The organism is Pantoea sp. X-Soil-YNGN-785 (assembly GCF_059730585.1).
In genome coordinates this window covers 3,534,866-3,550,175 of record NZ_AP035942.1, presented here as the reverse complement: position 1 = coordinate 3,550,175, position 15,310 = coordinate 3,534,866, and the positions used below count along the sequence as shown (strand labels likewise).

15 protein-coding genes are annotated in these 15,310 nt (G+C 53.9%); 4 read left to right on the top strand and 11 right to left on the bottom strand.

What is annotated here, in order from left to right; all coding sequences use genetic code 11:
* Positions 1-37 precede the first annotated feature (37 nt).
* The 11 genes from AC6I8E_RS16455 to msrP all read right to left on the bottom strand — a co-directional run bounded on the left by AC6I8E_RS16455 (position 38) and on the right by msrP (position 10,052).
* Positions 38-1,063, bottom strand: a complete 1,026-nt coding sequence (locus tag AC6I8E_RS16455) for an amino acid ABC transporter substrate-binding protein (RefSeq protein WP_095706608.1) — start codon at positions 1,061-1,063, stop codon at positions 38-40.
* 544 nt (positions 1,064-1,607) lie between these two features.
* Positions 1,608-1,904, bottom strand: coding sequence for a DNA-binding transcriptional regulator Fis (fis, locus tag AC6I8E_RS16450; RefSeq protein WP_003855228.1), 297 nt, complete (start codon positions 1,902-1,904; stop codon positions 1,608-1,610).
* 23 nt (positions 1,905-1,927) lie between these two features.
* Positions 1,928-2,893, bottom strand: coding sequence for a tRNA dihydrouridine synthase DusB (gene dusB / locus AC6I8E_RS16445; RefSeq protein ID WP_497824713.1), 966 nt, complete (start codon positions 2,891-2,893; stop codon positions 1,928-1,930).
* A 367-nt stretch (positions 2,894-3,260) separates the two neighbouring features.
* Positions 3,261-4,142, bottom strand: coding sequence for a 50S ribosomal protein L11 methyltransferase (gene prmA, locus AC6I8E_RS16440; protein WP_033784125.1), 882 nt, complete (start codon positions 4,140-4,142; stop codon positions 3,261-3,263).
* A 16-nt stretch (positions 4,143-4,158) separates the two neighbouring features.
* Positions 4,159-5,604: a sodium/pantothenate symporter gene (panF, locus tag AC6I8E_RS16435; RefSeq protein ID WP_013359215.1), complete on the bottom strand. Its 1,446-nt coding sequence runs from the start codon at positions 5,602-5,604 to the stop codon at positions 4,159-4,161.
* Entirely contained in the window at positions 5,594-5,836 is a 243-nt protein-coding gene (locus AC6I8E_RS16430) for a YhdT family protein (RefSeq protein ID WP_013359214.1), read from the bottom strand. Before AC6I8E_RS16430 ends, panF begins: the two co-directional genes overlap by 11 nt.
* A 72-nt stretch (positions 5,837-5,908) precedes the next feature.
* Positions 5,909-7,258: an acetyl-CoA carboxylase biotin carboxylase subunit gene (accC, locus tag AC6I8E_RS16425; protein ID WP_013359213.1), complete on the bottom strand. Its 1,350-nt coding sequence runs from the start codon at positions 7,256-7,258 to the stop codon at positions 5,909-5,911.
* Between the two features lie 11 nt (positions 7,259-7,269).
* On the bottom strand, positions 7,270-7,731 hold the full coding sequence (accB, locus tag AC6I8E_RS16420; protein ID WP_013359212.1) for an acetyl-CoA carboxylase biotin carboxyl carrier protein: 462 nt from the start codon (positions 7,729-7,731) through the stop codon (positions 7,270-7,272).
* Positions 7,732-7,756: 25 nt separating this feature from the next.
* Positions 7,757-8,209 (bottom strand): type II 3-dehydroquinate dehydratase, encoded by a 453-nt coding sequence (gene aroQ / locus AC6I8E_RS16415; RefSeq protein ID WP_013359211.1) that lies wholly within the window; start codon positions 8,207-8,209, stop codon positions 7,757-7,759.
* A 232-nt stretch (positions 8,210-8,441) separates the two neighbouring features.
* Positions 8,442-9,044, bottom strand: coding sequence for a protein-methionine-sulfoxide reductase heme-binding subunit MsrQ (gene msrQ / locus AC6I8E_RS16410; RefSeq protein WP_033784679.1), 603 nt, complete (start codon positions 9,042-9,044; stop codon positions 8,442-8,444).
* A gap of 3 nt (positions 9,045-9,047) precedes the next feature.
* On the bottom strand, positions 9,048-10,052 hold the full coding sequence (gene msrP / locus AC6I8E_RS16405) for a protein-methionine-sulfoxide reductase catalytic subunit MsrP (protein WP_013359209.1): 1,005 nt from the start codon (positions 10,050-10,052) through the stop codon (positions 9,048-9,050).
* A gap of 284 nt (positions 10,053-10,336) precedes the next feature.
* Here msrP and csrD point away from each other — a divergent pair, with 284 nt between their 5' ends.
* The 4 genes from csrD to mreD all read left to right on the top strand — a co-directional run bounded on the left by csrD (position 10,337) and on the right by mreD (position 15,303).
* Positions 10,337-12,286: an RNase E specificity factor CsrD gene (gene csrD, locus AC6I8E_RS16400; protein ID WP_095706609.1), complete on the top strand. Its 1,950-nt coding sequence runs from the start codon at positions 10,337-10,339 to the stop codon at positions 12,284-12,286.
* A gap of 311 nt (positions 12,287-12,597) precedes the next feature.
* Positions 12,598-13,641 (top strand): rod shape-determining protein MreB, encoded by a 1,044-nt coding sequence (mreB, locus tag AC6I8E_RS16395; RefSeq protein WP_003855260.1) that lies wholly within the window; start codon positions 12,598-12,600, stop codon positions 13,639-13,641.
* Positions 13,642-13,789: 148 nt separating this feature from the next.
* Positions 13,790-14,818, top strand: a complete 1,029-nt coding sequence (gene mreC / locus AC6I8E_RS16390; RefSeq protein WP_013359206.1) for a rod shape-determining protein MreC — start codon at positions 13,790-13,792, stop codon at positions 14,816-14,818.
* Entirely contained in the window at positions 14,815-15,303 is a 489-nt protein-coding gene (mreD, locus tag AC6I8E_RS16385) for a rod shape-determining protein MreD (protein WP_013359205.1), read from the top strand. The genes mreC and mreD overlap by 4 nt, the downstream gene beginning before the upstream one ends.
* Positions 15,304-15,310: the final 7 nt, after the last annotated feature.

Below are 15,310 nucleotides of genomic sequence, written 5' to 3'. Positions count from 1 at the left end.
GGCACCGCAGAATACGGTGCCCGATTGGTGAGGTCTGTTAACGTACCGGTGGTGCGTACTGAATCCCGCCCTGGTTCCACAACGCATTCTGACCGCGCGCGATCTTCAGTGCGCTGTCTTTACCGACGTTACGGTCAAAGCTTTCCTGATAGTTGCCGACCTGTTTGATGATGTTATAGGCCCACTTGTTATCCAGCTTCAGATCTTTACCAAAGTCACCCTCAGCACCCAGCAGATGCGCCATATCTGGCGTGGTCGGCTTAGCTGTCATCTGATCAACATTCTTCGAGTTGATGCCCATCTCTTCGGCATTCAGCATGGCGTAGAGCGACCATTTGACGATGGTGAACCAGTCATCATCACCACGACGCACCAAGGGTCCCAGCGGCTCTTTGGAGATCACTTCTGGCAGGACGATAAATTCATCGGGTTTGCCGAGCTTGATGCGCAGGGCATAAAGCTGAGACTGATCAGACGCCAGCGTATCGCAGCGACCGCTGTCCAGCGCCTTAGCTGACTCGTCAGAGCGGTCGAAAGTCACCGGCGTATATTGCATTTTGTTGGCTTTGAAGAAGTCTGCCACGTTCAGCTCGGTGTCTGTTCCCGCCTGAATACAGACGGTGGCACCATCCAGCTCTTTCGCACTTTTCAGACCGGCTTTCTGGTGAGTCAGGAAGCCGATGCCGTCGTAATAGTTCACGCCCGCAAACAGGAAGCCCATGCCGCCATCACGCGATGAGGTCCAGGTGGTGTTACGTGAAAGTACATCCACTTCACCTGACTGCAGCGCGGTAAAACGCTCTTTTGCGGTCAGCGGGGTATATTTCACTTTGGTCGCATCGCCGAATACCGCGGCGGCGGCAGCACGACACACATCCACATCGATACCGGTAAACTTGCCACCAGCATCTGCATAGGAGAAGCCCGGCAGGCCGTCACTGATACCACATTGAACAAAACCTTTTTTCTTTATCGCATCCAGTGTGGTGCCTGCTTGTGCCTGCTGAGTAATGGCAACCAGCGAGGCGGCAGCGATCAGCGTAGAGAGCATCATCTTTTTCATAAAGCATCCTGTGTGGCGGGATCATGTTGTTATGTTTGCGCACTTTGGTGTGCGTTTTTCCTGTCTGTGGCGGTCAGCCATCCACGACTCTGCAAAGCTGATGCCAGGTTTGCAGAATCCTGAATTCGTATGAAAGAACGGTTAATAATCAGAAGCACCTGGAAAGTTTCGCTAATATGGCGCACCAAAAGGAAGCAATGCGAGTCGACCCGATCACATTTAGTGCAAATAGTTTCACTATATGAGAGCAGTGTGAGCGCTCGCTCAGGCAGAAATGTATGAAGAGAAGACGTTGCTTTTTTATGCGCAGGACGTCACATGCCCAGTAGTGACGGGCATAGGCAGCAAAGCTGGAGGCAGGACATTACTTAAATCAAATCAGATCGGACGAAAGCGAGGGGATGAAATATCACGCCAGCGATTGCAACTATAGTTACCATACGACAGGCAACTGTTTCACTCTCCCTGCCGTTACTTTGTGCGATGACGCACAAATAAAAACGCCAGCCCGAAGGCTGGCGTGATTAACAGACAGAACTAAAAATCAGTTCATGCCGTATTTTTTCAATTTCTTACGCAGCGTACCGCGGTTGATACCCATCATCAGGGCAGCACGGGTCTGGTTGCCACGGGTGTACTGCATCACCATGTCCAACAGAGGCTGCTCGACTTCAGCCAAAACCAGCTCATACAGGTCGCTCACATCCTGACCATTCAGTTGAGCAAAATAGTTCTTCAGTGCCTGTTTAACCGAATCACGCAAAGGTTTTTGAGTTACCTGATCCTGTGAGTTAACGGTAGAAACGGTCAGTACGTCAGAATTTACGCGTTGTTCGAACATAGTTCTTTCAGCTCTTTATTTCGTTACGCAAGATTTTCGAAGTATGCCTCCAACGCCTCCAGCTGTACGCTGGCATCCTCTATGGCGTTGAATGTGCGCCGAAACTGGTCATTCGGGGCGTGCTCCTGCAGGTACCAGGAGACGTGCTTTCGCGCTATACGGTATCCCTTGCCTGAACCGTAAAAGTCGTGCAGCTCACGTATATGCGAAACAAGCAAGCGCTTGACCTCTGCCATCGGCAGCGGGGCAAGCAACTCCCCAGTGTCCAGATAATGCTGGATTTCCCGGAAGATCCACGGTCTTCCCTGAGCAGCGCGTCCTATCATCAGAGCATCGGCCCCTGTATAGTCGAGCACCGCTCTGGCTTTATGCGGGTCAGTTATGTCTCCATTCGCGATAATCGGAATGGAGACACTCTGCTTAACTGTCCGAATGCTGTCATATTCAGCTTCTCCGTTGAACAGGCAGGCACGAGTGCGACCATGTATCGTCAGAGCCTGTATACCGCAGCGTTCAGCCAATTGGGCAATCGCGACACAGTTCCTGTTTTCAGGATCCCAGCCAGTACGAATTTTCAGCGTAACCGGCACATTCACTGCATTAACCACTGCGGAGAGAATAGACTCCACCACGGCGGGATATTGCAGCAAGGCTGAACCCGCCATTTTGCGGTTAACCTTCTTGGCAGGGCATCCCATATTAATGTCGATGACCTGTGCACCAGCCTCAACATTAATGCGTGCAGCTTGCGCCATTTCACTGGGATCGCAACCGGCAATTTGCACGGCGCGAATGCCTGGCTCATCACTGTGAACCATACGTAATCGAGATTTGTCGCTAGCCCAGACTTCCGGGTTAGAAGACAGCATCTCAGAAACTGCCATGCCTGCACCCATTTCGTGACACAGCGTCCTGAACGGCCTGTCGGTAATACCGGCCATCGGTGCTGCAATCAGTCGATTTCTCAGCTGGAGGTTTCCAATACGCATGAAGTCAGAATGGCCATACTGTGTCTGCAAGGCGGCGTATATTACGCATTTTTGCAGGAAGATGAAAGGCCAAACTTTGAACAATCAGCAAGAAAGATCAATGAAATCCGGATGATGATCGGTGTTATTCATTAATAATGTTAAATAACAATGATTTAGCTATTTATGCTGAAATTGTGAGCAAAAGTTATTCCAGAAAAGTACGTCAATTCGCCAGATAAAAAACGTCACATGCCGTGATTAACGATACAAGCATCCATTTGAAATCGGGAAAGCCCGCAACTTACGCTACGGGCTGGCTGAATATTCTGTTAAGCCGCTTTGTTACGGCGACGGCGATATCAGCGCAAACGAACTAACGTTAAAATCAGGATTTAATCCCGGTAATCCGGCACCACTCCTCTTTGACCGCAACCGGGTCGAGTGTGAACTCGCTGGCATAGGCCTCACAGACGCTCTCCGCCTGGCTCTCTAACACGCCCGAAAGACCCAGGTGACCGCCAGACTTCGGCAGTACCCCGATCAACGGTGCCAGTTCACGCAGCGGGCCTGCCAGGATATTGGCTACCACCACATCAGCCTGCAGATTGTCAGGTTGCTGGTGGGGCAGATAGAGCGACAGGCGATCGGAGACACCGTTGCGTTCAGCATTATCCCGGCTGGCCTGAATAGCCTGCGGATCGATATCAATGCCGATCGCCTGAGCCGCGCCCAGCTTCAGGGCGGCGATCGCCAGGATCCCGGATCCACAGCCGAAATCGATCACCGTTTTGCCTTCCAGATCCAGCCCATCAAGCCACGTCAGACAGAGCGAGGTGGTGGGATGCGTACCGGTGCCAAATGCCAGACCGGGATCGAGCATGACGTTGACGGCATCAGGATCCGGCACATCACGCCAGCTCGGACAGATCCAGAGACGCTCGCCGAAGCGCATCGGGTGGAAGTTTTCCATCCATTCGCGCTCCCAGTCTTTATCTTCGATCTGTTCGATCCGGTGACGAAAACCGTCACCCAGCAGCGGATGCTGCGCCAGTTCGGCAGTAATCAGGGCCATATCTGTTTCTGCATCGAACAGGCCGATAACGTCGGTGTCGCCCCACAGGCGCGTTTCGCCTGGCAGCGGCTCATACACTGGCGTGTCGTTGGTATCCTGAAAGGTGACTGAAACCGCACCGATCTCCATCAGCGCATCGCTCAGCGTTTCCGCATGTTCACCTGAGCTGTTAATTTTGATTTGAATCCACGGCATAACGTCTCTCTTTCCGTCAATGTTGCGGCGCGTCGGCCACGTGCGGCGCGCGTCCAAACAGGTTGCCCACCAGAAATGCCAGCAGGCTTAAAAGCAGGGAGGGCACGATAGGGTGAAAACCCAGAATCTGCAGGTTAAGGCTCGCCATAAAAGCGTAGCAGCCTCCACCTGTTACCATGCCGGTGATGGCGCCTGCGGCATTGGCACGTTCCCAGTAGAGGCCCAGAACCAGCGGCCAGAGGAAAACCGCCTCCAGGCCGCCAAATGCCAGCAGGTTGAGCCAGATAATCATATCGGGCGGATTCCATGCCGCAATCAGCAGCAGGATACCCAGTGCGAAGGTAATGGTGCCAGATAACAGCCGCAGCCGTGACTCATTTTCCAGCTGCTGCGGGGCGACACGCAGGTAGAGATCTTTAATCAGCGTGGCTGAAGCCTGTAACAGCTGGGCATTGATTGTCGACATAATTGCGGCCATCGGGGCTGCCAGAAACAGTCCGGCCGCTAACGGTGGCAGAACAGTGATCATCAGCGTCGGAATGACGCTATCCGGCACGGTCAGATTCGGCAGTACCGCGCGGCCCAGCGCACCGGCCAGATGCATGCCCAGCATCAACACCACCACGACAATAGTGCCCAGAATAATGGCCCGATGGACGGCCTTACTGTCTTTATAAGAGATACAGCGCACCGCCGTATGCGGCAGGCCAATCACCCCAAAGCAGACCAGCACAACGAACGAACTGAGGAAGGTTGGCGTAATAATCTCGCCCGGCCCCTGTGGCGACAGCAGAGCCGGATCGATGTCATGCAGTTTCTGCACCGCCGTGCTCAGGCCACCTGCCTGATGAATCACTGCGAACAGCAACAGAAAAGTGCCAATCAGCATTACAATGCCCTGCATGGCGTCATTGAGTACGCTGGCACGGAATCCACCGAAAGCGGTATAGAGCGCGATGGTGCCACCAAAAATCAGCAGGCCGGTGTCATACGGGATGCCAGCGGCGGTTTCGAGCAGCCGTGCACCACCGATAAACTGCACCGTCATGGCACCGATAAAGGCAATCAGCAGACTCAGACTCGCCAGCCAGATCAGCAGCGGGCTCTGATAGCGGGCATAGAGCATATCATTCAGCGTTACCGCATTATGCTTGCGTGCCAGAATGGCAAACTTTTTCCCCAGCACACCCAGCGACAGCCAGACGGCGGGAACCTGCACCATCGCCAGCAATACCCAGCCCAGCCCATATTTGTAGGCGGCACCGGGACCCCCGATAAATGAGCTGGCGCTGATATAGGTGGTAGTGAGCGTCATCGCCAGTACGAATCCGCCCATGGAACGGCTGCCAAGGAAATATTCAGTCAGGAAGCTGCCTTCACGCTTTTTACGGACGGCAAATACCGACAGCGCGGCAATCAGCACCAGATAAATCAGTAACGGCAGGATAATTTCACTGTTCACTTTGATCCTCCAGCGGCATGTCGCGGAAAATCACACGCACCATCATCCAGCACAGAAAAATGAACAACAGGGGAGCAAACAGGCAGGAGAGTTCAAACCAGCGCGGCAGGCCGGTAATACCGATTTCACTGCCACCCAGCCAGGCAGAGAGCCCCCAGGCGGCGAGCCAGAGCAGTGTGAGGTAAAGCGACCAGCGCGCCTCTTTATGTGCCTGTATAAAACGAGCATCCATGATTCAACCTTAACGCCAGCGGCAAAAGAAAAAGGCCGGATTAACCGGCCTCAGACTGACTCAGCGTTGCGATTATTTCTCGTGCAAGCCGAGTTTTTTCTCCAGATAGTGGATATTGGTTCCACCGTGCTGGAAGTTTTCGTCGGACATGATTTTCATCTGCAGTTCAACGTTGGTTTTGATACCGTCGATGATCAGTTCCGCCAGCGCATTTTTCATGCGAGCGATAGCCACGTCACGCGTTTCGCCATAGGTGATCAGCTTGCCGATCATGGAGTCGTAATAAGGCGGTACGGTGTAGCCTGAGTAAATATGCGACTCCCAGCGCACGCCAAAACCGCCTGGCGCGTGGAAGCGGGTGATTTTACCCGGGCTTGGCAGGAAGGTGACTGGATCTTCAGCGTTGATACGGCACTCGACCGCATGTCCGCGAATGATCACATCTTCCTGTTTAATTGACAGTGGCTGACCGGCAGCAATACGCAGCTGCTCTTTGATCAGGTCCACACCGGTGATCATCTCGGTTACCGGATGTTCTACCTGAATACGGGTGTTCATCTCAATGAAGTAGAACTCACCGTTTTCGTACAGGAACTCAAAGGTACCTGCGCCGCGATAGCCAATCTCAATACAGGCCTGGGAACAGCGGTTGCCGATAAAGCGACGCTGTTCTTCTGTGATGCCTGGGCCTGGCGCTTCTTCGACAACTTTCTGGTGACGACGCTGCATGGAGCAGTCACGTTCGCCCAGATAGATCGCGTTGCCCTGACCGTCAGCCAGTACCTGAATCTCGATGTGGCGCGGATTCTCCAGATACTTCTCCATGTAGACCATGTCGTTGTTGAAAGCCGCTTTGGCTTCCGCTTTCGTCATGTTGATGGATTCTTCCAGATCTTTGTCGCCGCGCACTACGCGCATACCACGACCGCCGCCGCCGCCAGACGCTTTGATGATGACCGGATAACCGATGCGCTTGGCAAAGGCACGGTTTTTTTCCATATCATCCGTCAGCGAACCGTCAGAACCGGGTACGGTCGGGACGCCTGCTTTCTTCATCGCATTGATTGCAGAAACTTTGTCACCCATCAGGCGAATGGTATCTGCTTTCGGGCCGATAAAGATAAAGCCGGAGCGCTCAACCTGCTCAGCAAAATCGGCATTCTCAGAGAGGAAGCCGTAGCCAGGGTGAATCGCCACCGCGCCGGTGATCTCTGCTGCAGAGATCAGCGCCGGGATGTTGAGGTAACTTTTGACTGACTGCGCCGGGCCGATGCAGACGGTTTCGTCTGCCAGCAGCACGTGCTTCAGGTCACGATCCGCGCTTGAGTGTACCGCAACAGTCTTGATGCCCAGTTCTTTACAGGCACGCAGAATGCGCAGTGCGATCTCACCACGGTTAGCAATAACAATTTTATCCAGCATGATCTGCCCCGTTACTCGATGATAACCAGTGGCTCGTCAAATTCGACCGGCTGACCGCTTTCAACCAGGATAGCTTTCACCACGCCTGATTTGTCAGCTTCGATCTGGTTCATCATTTTCATAGCTTCGACGATGCACAGGGTATCGCCGGCATTCACTTTCTGGCCAACTTCCACAAAGGCTTTCGCATCCGGGCTCGGCGTACGGTAGAAGGTACCTACCATTGGTGAACGCACGATGTGACCGCTGATTTCAGCCGGTGCCGCTTCGGCAACGGCTGCAACAGGGGCAACGGCTGTCGCCAGAGCAGGCTGTTGAACCGGCGCAGCGTAAGCCTGCTGCATCATCGGGTAACCCACGTTTGCAGGTGCACGACTGATGCGAACGGACTCTTCACCTTCAGAGATTTCCAGCTCAGAAATGCCAGACTCTTCAACCAGTTCGATCAGTTTTTTAATTTTACGAATATCCATGAGTGGGGTTCCGTACTCAGTTTGATTAATTAGTTTGAGACAGGCGTTTTACTGCCGTTTGTAAAGCCCATGTGTAGCCGTCAGCGCCAAGCCCACAGATCACGCCAGCAGAAACATCAGAAAGATAGGAGTGATGACGGAAGGGCTCGCGGGCATGCACATTTGAGAGATGAACCTCGATAAACGGTATTTCTACCGCCAGCAGGGCATCACGCAGTGCGACACTGGTATGGGTAAACGCGGCAGGATTAATGATGATGTAATCCACATTGCCTTTGGCCTCATGAATGCGATCAATCAGCTGAAATTCAGCATTGGTTTGCAGGTGGCTCAATTCCACATTCAACTGGTCTGCCTGACGCGTCAAATCATCAACGATCTGACTCAGCGTGGAATGACCATACTTCTCAGGTTCACGTGTTCCCAACAGATTCAGGTTGGGCCCGTTTAAAAGCAGAATATGTAATTTATGCGCCATCGTGCTGCCATCTCCCGCAATCATTGAGGCATCGCGTAAAATACCTTGCGAATCTTCATTTGTCACCTTTCAGGCTGAAAAAGAAGACCCGACGAGCAATAAAGCCGGGCATTATATCCGTTTCGTGTCATTTCGCAGCAAAATACTGGTCTTATCTGCGAAGATGATCGGATGTGGCCTGCGGGCCACATCTTTTATCAGAAAACAGCAGAGGAAAACAACGGGTGAAGTGCTAGCGGGGCCACCATTTGAGAAATTTTTTGTAACGCCAGGCTAACAGCAATGCAGCAAGGAGGGCATAGATAAGTGGCTGCGGGGACACGGTTTTTACCGACCAGATATAGTGAATCGGTACCAGAATCGCCACAAGATAGACCGCGTTGTGCAGGGTTTGCCAGCGTTTACCAAGCCTGCGCTGAGCGCGCTGAAACGACGTTACCGCCAGAGCCAGTAATATCAGCCAGCTGATAATTCCCAGTGTCAGATAGGGCCGGGAGATGAGTTCGCTGCCCAGCAGACGCAGATTATCCACGCCCAATTCCAGCAGGTAGTAGCTCAGCAGGTGGAGAGAGGCCCAGACAAACGTCCAGACGCCGAGCAGGCGCCGGGTGCGGATTAATAACGGCTGCCTGCCGTAGCGTGCCAGTGGTGAAACCAGCAGCGTACCCAGCAGCAGCTTCAGCGCCATGCGGCCGGTAAAATGCTGAATATCTTTTGCCGGGTCCGCACTCAGACCACCCTGCATCGCGGCAAGCACCAGATAGACCAGCGGCAACAGGGCTGCCAGGTGCAGAATCACCTTGAGCCACATGATCTGTTTTATCGACAGGCGCACCACCTAATAATTCTCCCGTAAGTCCATGCCGCGGTAGAGCGACGCCACCTGTTCGGCATAGCCGTTAAACAGTAGCGTTGGCTGACGTTCGACCTTCAGACTGCCGCCTGGGCCAATAAACCGCTCTGTCGCCTGTGACCAACGTGGATGATTAACGTGGGGATTCACATTGGCATAAAAACCATACTCGTCGGCGGCAATCTGGTTCCAGGTGGTTGGCGGCTGTTTGTCGGTCAGTGTGATTTTGACGATCGACTTAATGCCTTTAAAGCCATATTTCCACGGCACCGTCAGACGAATCGGCGCGCCATTCTGCGGCGGCAGCGCTTTGCCATAGACACCGGTGGTCAGTATGGTTAGCGGATGCATTGCTTCATCCAGACGCAAACCTTCGACATAGGGATAATTGAGGCCACCGCCAATAAAGCGATCCTTCTGGCCCGGCATCTGCTCGGGATCGTAGAGCGTCTGAAAGGCAACAAAGCGCGCTTTGCTGGTGGGTTCCGCCAGCGAGAGAAGTTTATTCAGCTCGAAGCCTACCCAGGGCACCACCATCGACCAGGCCTCCACGCAGCGCATGCGATAAATTCGCTGCTCCATAGCAAAGCGTTTGAAGATGTCATCCATATCCAGGGTTACGGGCTTCGACACTTCGCCATCAATGGTCAGTTTCCAGGGCTCTGTTTTCAATGTTCCGGCATTGGCAGCCGGATCGGCCTTATCCAGCCCGAACTCGTAGAAATTGTTGTAGCCAGAAACTTTATCCGCAGGCGTCAGCGTCAGATCGGCCTGATATTGCGCCGGTTTGGTGAAGTCGAGCGGCCGGCCTGCTGGGGCAGGTGGGCGATCGTTGCCTTTGAACCAGCTGAGGATATCGGCATTTGCCACGCCCGGCATACCCATCGCCGCAGCGCTCAGTCCCAGTGTTTTCAGCACCTGGCGGCGCTTCATATTAAATATGCTTTCCGGCGTTACGTCGGCTTCGGTCAGACAGGGTATGCGTTTCATGGGGCTTCTCCAGACAGGATGTCATCAACCAGCATGATGACTATCGCTGATATCAGCCAGTTTCGCCCTGAAAATGTGAAATTTCCTGGCTGGCCTGCGCGATGAGAATGCGCTGAAAAGTGTCGGGATTAACATCAGCAATCCTGTCCCGACGATATACTTCGGCTTCATGCGACTCGGCGCTGTCGGCAGCGGCAAATTATGCTATTTTGCTCGCGTTTTCGTCAGGCTGACGGTACAAGGTGGGGTGATCCGGTTATCACCGCAGCAATACAGGCACAGGGATGCGATTAACCACAAAATTATCTGCGTTTATTACCTTTTTAAGCCTGCTGGCGATGTCATTAATGCTGGCAGGCTGCGCATTCAGTGTTTTCTGGTTCAGTCATCAGCGGGTTGAACATCGGGCGCAGGTGCTGGCGACCGAGGTCGATCAGGCGATGTTCTCCGAGACGCCAGAACAGCTTCATAACTGGCTTACGCGCATGATGCCCATAATGAATGCCGAGCAGATTTCCCTTCATAACGGCAGGCAGACTTTCCTCACACTCTCCCGACACGAAAACCAGATGCTGGAAGACGAACCCAATCGTTTTATCCAGGTCGATGTGCCTTTGATGCATCAGACCGGTTTGCAGCTGCGGGTTGTCACCCTTGATCCTGCCAAAACCTGGCTGCGCTCATTCACCGGTACCTCTACGCTGGGCATTCTGTTTACGGCCATGCTGGTGATGAGTCTGCTGTTGCTGATGATGCATCGCTGGCTCAGCCGTCAGTGGCGTGGCATGGAGCATCTTGAAGTACGGGCAGAGGCGATTATCAACGGCGAACGCGGGGTCGTGCCGAAACGGGATGTGGATGAGTGGCCACCCAGAGCGAGTCGCGCGATGGATGTACTGCTGGCGGATCTTCAGGAAGCGGGCGAACAGCGTCTGCGTATCGACACGCTGATCCGCACCTTTGCCGCGCAGGATGGACGCACTGGCCTTAACAACCGGCTGTTCTTTGATAATCAGCTCGCGACCCTGCTGGAAGATCAGGAAGCTGTCGGTACCCACGGTGTAGTGATGATGGTGCGCCTGCCCGATCTGGACGCGCTGAAAGATTCACTGGAGCCGGCGCTGGTTGAGGAGTACCTGTTCAATTTCGTCAACATGCTCTCTACCTTTGTGCTGCGCTATCCCGGCGCCTTGCTGGCACGCTATTTTCGCAGTGATTTTGCTGTATTACTGCCGCATCGCAGTCTTAAAGAGGCAAACAGTATTGCCGATCAGCTGATCAATGCTGTTGATTCTCTGCCGCCGATGCGCCTGGTCAATCGCGATGATCTGATCCACATCGGTATCACCGCCTGGCACAGCGGGCAGACCGTCCTGCAGGTGATAGAAAATGCCGAAATGGCCACGCGACGTGCGGCACTGCTGGGGGGTAATAACTGGACTAATGGCGAAGGAAATCCTCAGGACGCCGGGCGGGGTAGCGTGCGCTGGCGAACCCTGCTGGAGAACACGCTTAGTCGCGGCGGTCCGCGGCTGTACCATAAACCCACCGTGAATACCGAAGGCAAGGTACAGCATCGGGTCATGCTGACCCGCATCTTCGATGGCGATAAAGAGGTGCTGGCCGCAGAATATATGCCGCTGGTGCAGCAGCTCGGTATGGCTGATGGCTGGGATCGTCAGCTGGTCACGCGCATCGCGGCACTCTCTGAACTCTGGCCGGAAGAGACGCTGGTGATGCCGGTGACGATAACCTCTCTCCTGCAACGTTCATTTGTCCTCTGGCTGCAGAATATGCTGCTGCAGTGCCCCAAATCACAAAGAAAACGATTTTTATTTGAACTTGCCGAGGCAGATGTCTGTCAACACATCGACCATTTAACGCCAGTATTCCGTGCACTTAAGGCTTTTGGCTGTCGGGTAGCGGTAAATCAGGCGGGTTTAACCGTCGTCAGCAGCGCCTATATACGACACCTGCCGCTGGAACTGATCAAGCTTGATGCGGGTCTGGTGCGCAACATTGAACGGCGGACCGCCAATCAGCTGTTTGTACAGAGTCTGCTGGAGGTCTGTAAGTCCACGGGTATTCAGGTGTTTGCTACCGGTGTCCGCACTAAAGCGGAGTGGCAGACATTAGTGGCGCTAGGTGTGGCAGGCGGGCAGGGCGACTTTTTTGCCCCTTCGCTTCCGGTTAACAGTAACGTGAAGAAGTATTCCCAACGTTACCGTATTTAATGATTTGCTGTCGTAATGACAGAAATTGACGGTTTTTTTTAATGTTAAGCCGCATCTGAACCCATAACCATCGTGCCGGAAATGTTAAATTTTATGTCGGGCATGGCAAGCGGAAATCACGGCAAATGCAGCACTGATGGCGTCTGGTCGCCATTCTGCTGCTACGGATCGCGGGTTCAGATGACTTAAACGCAATCAGGCGTCTTTTTTCACCGAAGCAGAACGTTTTTGCGCCTTGTGGCAGCTTCGTGTGGTTGGTAAAGTAAGCGGATTTTATTTTCCGCCCCCAGCTTGCAGGATTATCCCTTAGTATGTTTAAAAAATTTCGTGGCATGTTTTCCAACGACTTGTCCATTGACCTGGGTACCGCGAATACCCTGATTTACGTAAAAGGACAGGGCATCGTGCTGAACGAGCCTTCCGTGGTTGCTATTCGTCAGGACCGTGCCGGTTCACCGAAAAGCGTCGCGGCCGTAGGTCATGACGCCAAACAGATGCTCGGCCGTACGCCAGGCAATATTGCCGCTATCCGTCCGATGAAAGATGGCGTTATCGCTGACTTCTTCGTGACCGAAAAGATGCTGCAACACTTCATCAAGCAGGTTCACAGCAACAGCTTTATGCGTCCCAGCCCACGTGTGCTGGTCTGCGTACCCGTCGGGGCTACGCAGGTAGAACGTCGTGCGATTCGTGAATCCGCTCAGGGCGCCGGCGCGCGTGAAGTCTTTCTGATTGAAGAGCCGATGGCTGCAGCAATCGGGGCAGGTCTGCCCGTTTCTGAAGCGACCGGTTCAATGGTCGTTGATATCGGTGGTGGTACTACCGAAGTGGCGGTGATCTCCCTGAACGGTGTGGTCTACTCCTCATCCGTACGTATTGGCGGCGATCGTTTCGATGAAGCTATTATTAATTATGTGCGTCGTAACTACGGTTCACTGATCGGTGAAGCGACCGCAGAACGTATTAAGCATGAGATCGGTTCAGCCTATCCGGGTGATGAAGTCCGTGAAATTGAAGTGCGTGGCCGAAACCTGGCAGAAGGTGTACCGCGCGGCTTCACGCTGAACTCCAACGAAATTCTGGAAGCGCTGCAGGAGCCGTTAACCGGCATCGTCAGCGCGGTGATGGTTGCTCTTGAGCAGTGTCCGCCTGAGCTGGCCTCCGATATCTCAGAGCGCGGTATGGTGCTGACCGGTGGTGGTGCATTACTGCGCAACCTGGATCGCCTGCTGATGGAAGAGACGGGTATTCCGGTTGTTGTTGCTGAAGATCCGCTGACCTGTGTGGCGCGCGGTGGCGGCAAGGCGCTGGAAATGATCGACATGCATGGCGGCGATTTGTTCAGCGAAGAATAATTGCCTCAACCGGCTGAGAACGCAATGCTCATGCGAGGGAGTGGCATGTGAACCGGCGAAATCTGTGCCGGTACAGTGCGTTCAGCCCAGGGAAGCACGGTGTTTTGCCGTCGCTTCCTCTCCTGTTGTCGAGGATCACGCAGATTATATGAAGCCGATTTTTAGCAGGGGACCTTCCCTGCAGTTGCGTCTTTTCCTGGCGGTCATTGTGGCAATTGCCATTATCATTGCCGACAGCCGTGTGAGCTCTTTCACCCAAATACGCAACTATCTGGATACGTCGGTCAGTCCGTTTTACTTCCTGGCTAATGGGCCACGTCAGCTGCTGGATGGCGTGTCGGAGTCGCTGGCGTCGCGTCAGCAGCTGGAGCAGGAAAATAAAGCGTTACGTCGTGAGCTCTTCCTGAAAAACAGTAACCTGCTAATGCTGGGGCAATATAAGCAGGAAAACGCACGCCTGCGTGAACTGCTGGGTTCACCGCTGCGTCAGGATGAGCAAAAGATGGTGACACAGGTGATCTCCACCGGCACCGATCCTTACACCGACCAGGTGGTGATCGACAAAGGCAGCGTTAACGGTGTCTATGAGGGTCAGCCGGTCATCAGTGATAAAGGCGTGGTCGGTCAGGTTATCGCCGTCGGACAGCTCACCAGCCGTGTTCTGCTGATCTGCGATGCGTCACATGCGCTGCCTATTCAGGTGCTGCGTAATGACATTCGTGTGATTGCCGCGGGTAACGGCTGTACTGAAGATCTCCAGCTTGAGCATCTGCCGGGTAATACGGACATTCGGGTCGGCGATGTGCTGGTGACGTCAGGTATCGGTGGTCGTTTCCCTGAGGGTTATCCGGTGGGCGTGGTCTCCTCAGTGAAAGTGGATACTCAGCGCGCTTACACGGTGATTCAGGCGCATCCGACCGCGGGTCTGCAGCGTCTGCGTTATCTGCTGCTGCTGTGGGGCGCAGATCGCAATGGCGATATGCCGCTGCCGCAGGATGAGGTTCATCGCGTTGCGAATGAGCGTCTGATGCAGATGATGCCGCAGGTCTTACCGCCTGCGGGTGAAATGGGTCCGCCTGCACCCACCGCACAGATGGGGCCGCCTGCTCCATCAACAGGCAGCAGTGGCAGTAGCGGACAGAGCAACTCCTCGCGTTCACGCGGGGGGCAGCCTTGAGTCGATATCGCAGCCAGGGACGTTGGGTCATCTGGCTCTCTTTCCTGGTCGCGTTAGTCCTGCAGATCATGCCATGGCCGGATGAAATTTATATGTTCCGGCCTTCATGGCTGCTGCTCATCCTTATCTACTGGGTTCTCGCACTGCCGCATCGGGTCAACGTCGGCAGCGGATTTATGCTGGGTGCTATCATGGATCTGATTGCCGGATCCACGCTGGGCGTACGTGCGCTGGCACTCAGTATCATCGCCTACCTGATAGCCTTTAAGTTCCAGTTATTCCGCAACTTAGCGTTGTGGCAGCAAGCGTTAATGGTTATGGTGCTGTCACTGGCGATGGATGTAATTGTCTTCTGGGCTGAATTCCTGGTAATCAACGTTTCATTCCGACCTGAAATTTTCTGGAGCAGTGTCGTCGACGGTATTCTCTGGCCCTGGCTATTCTTACTTATGAGAAAAATTCGTCGTCAGTTCGCTGTTCAATAAGGAAATT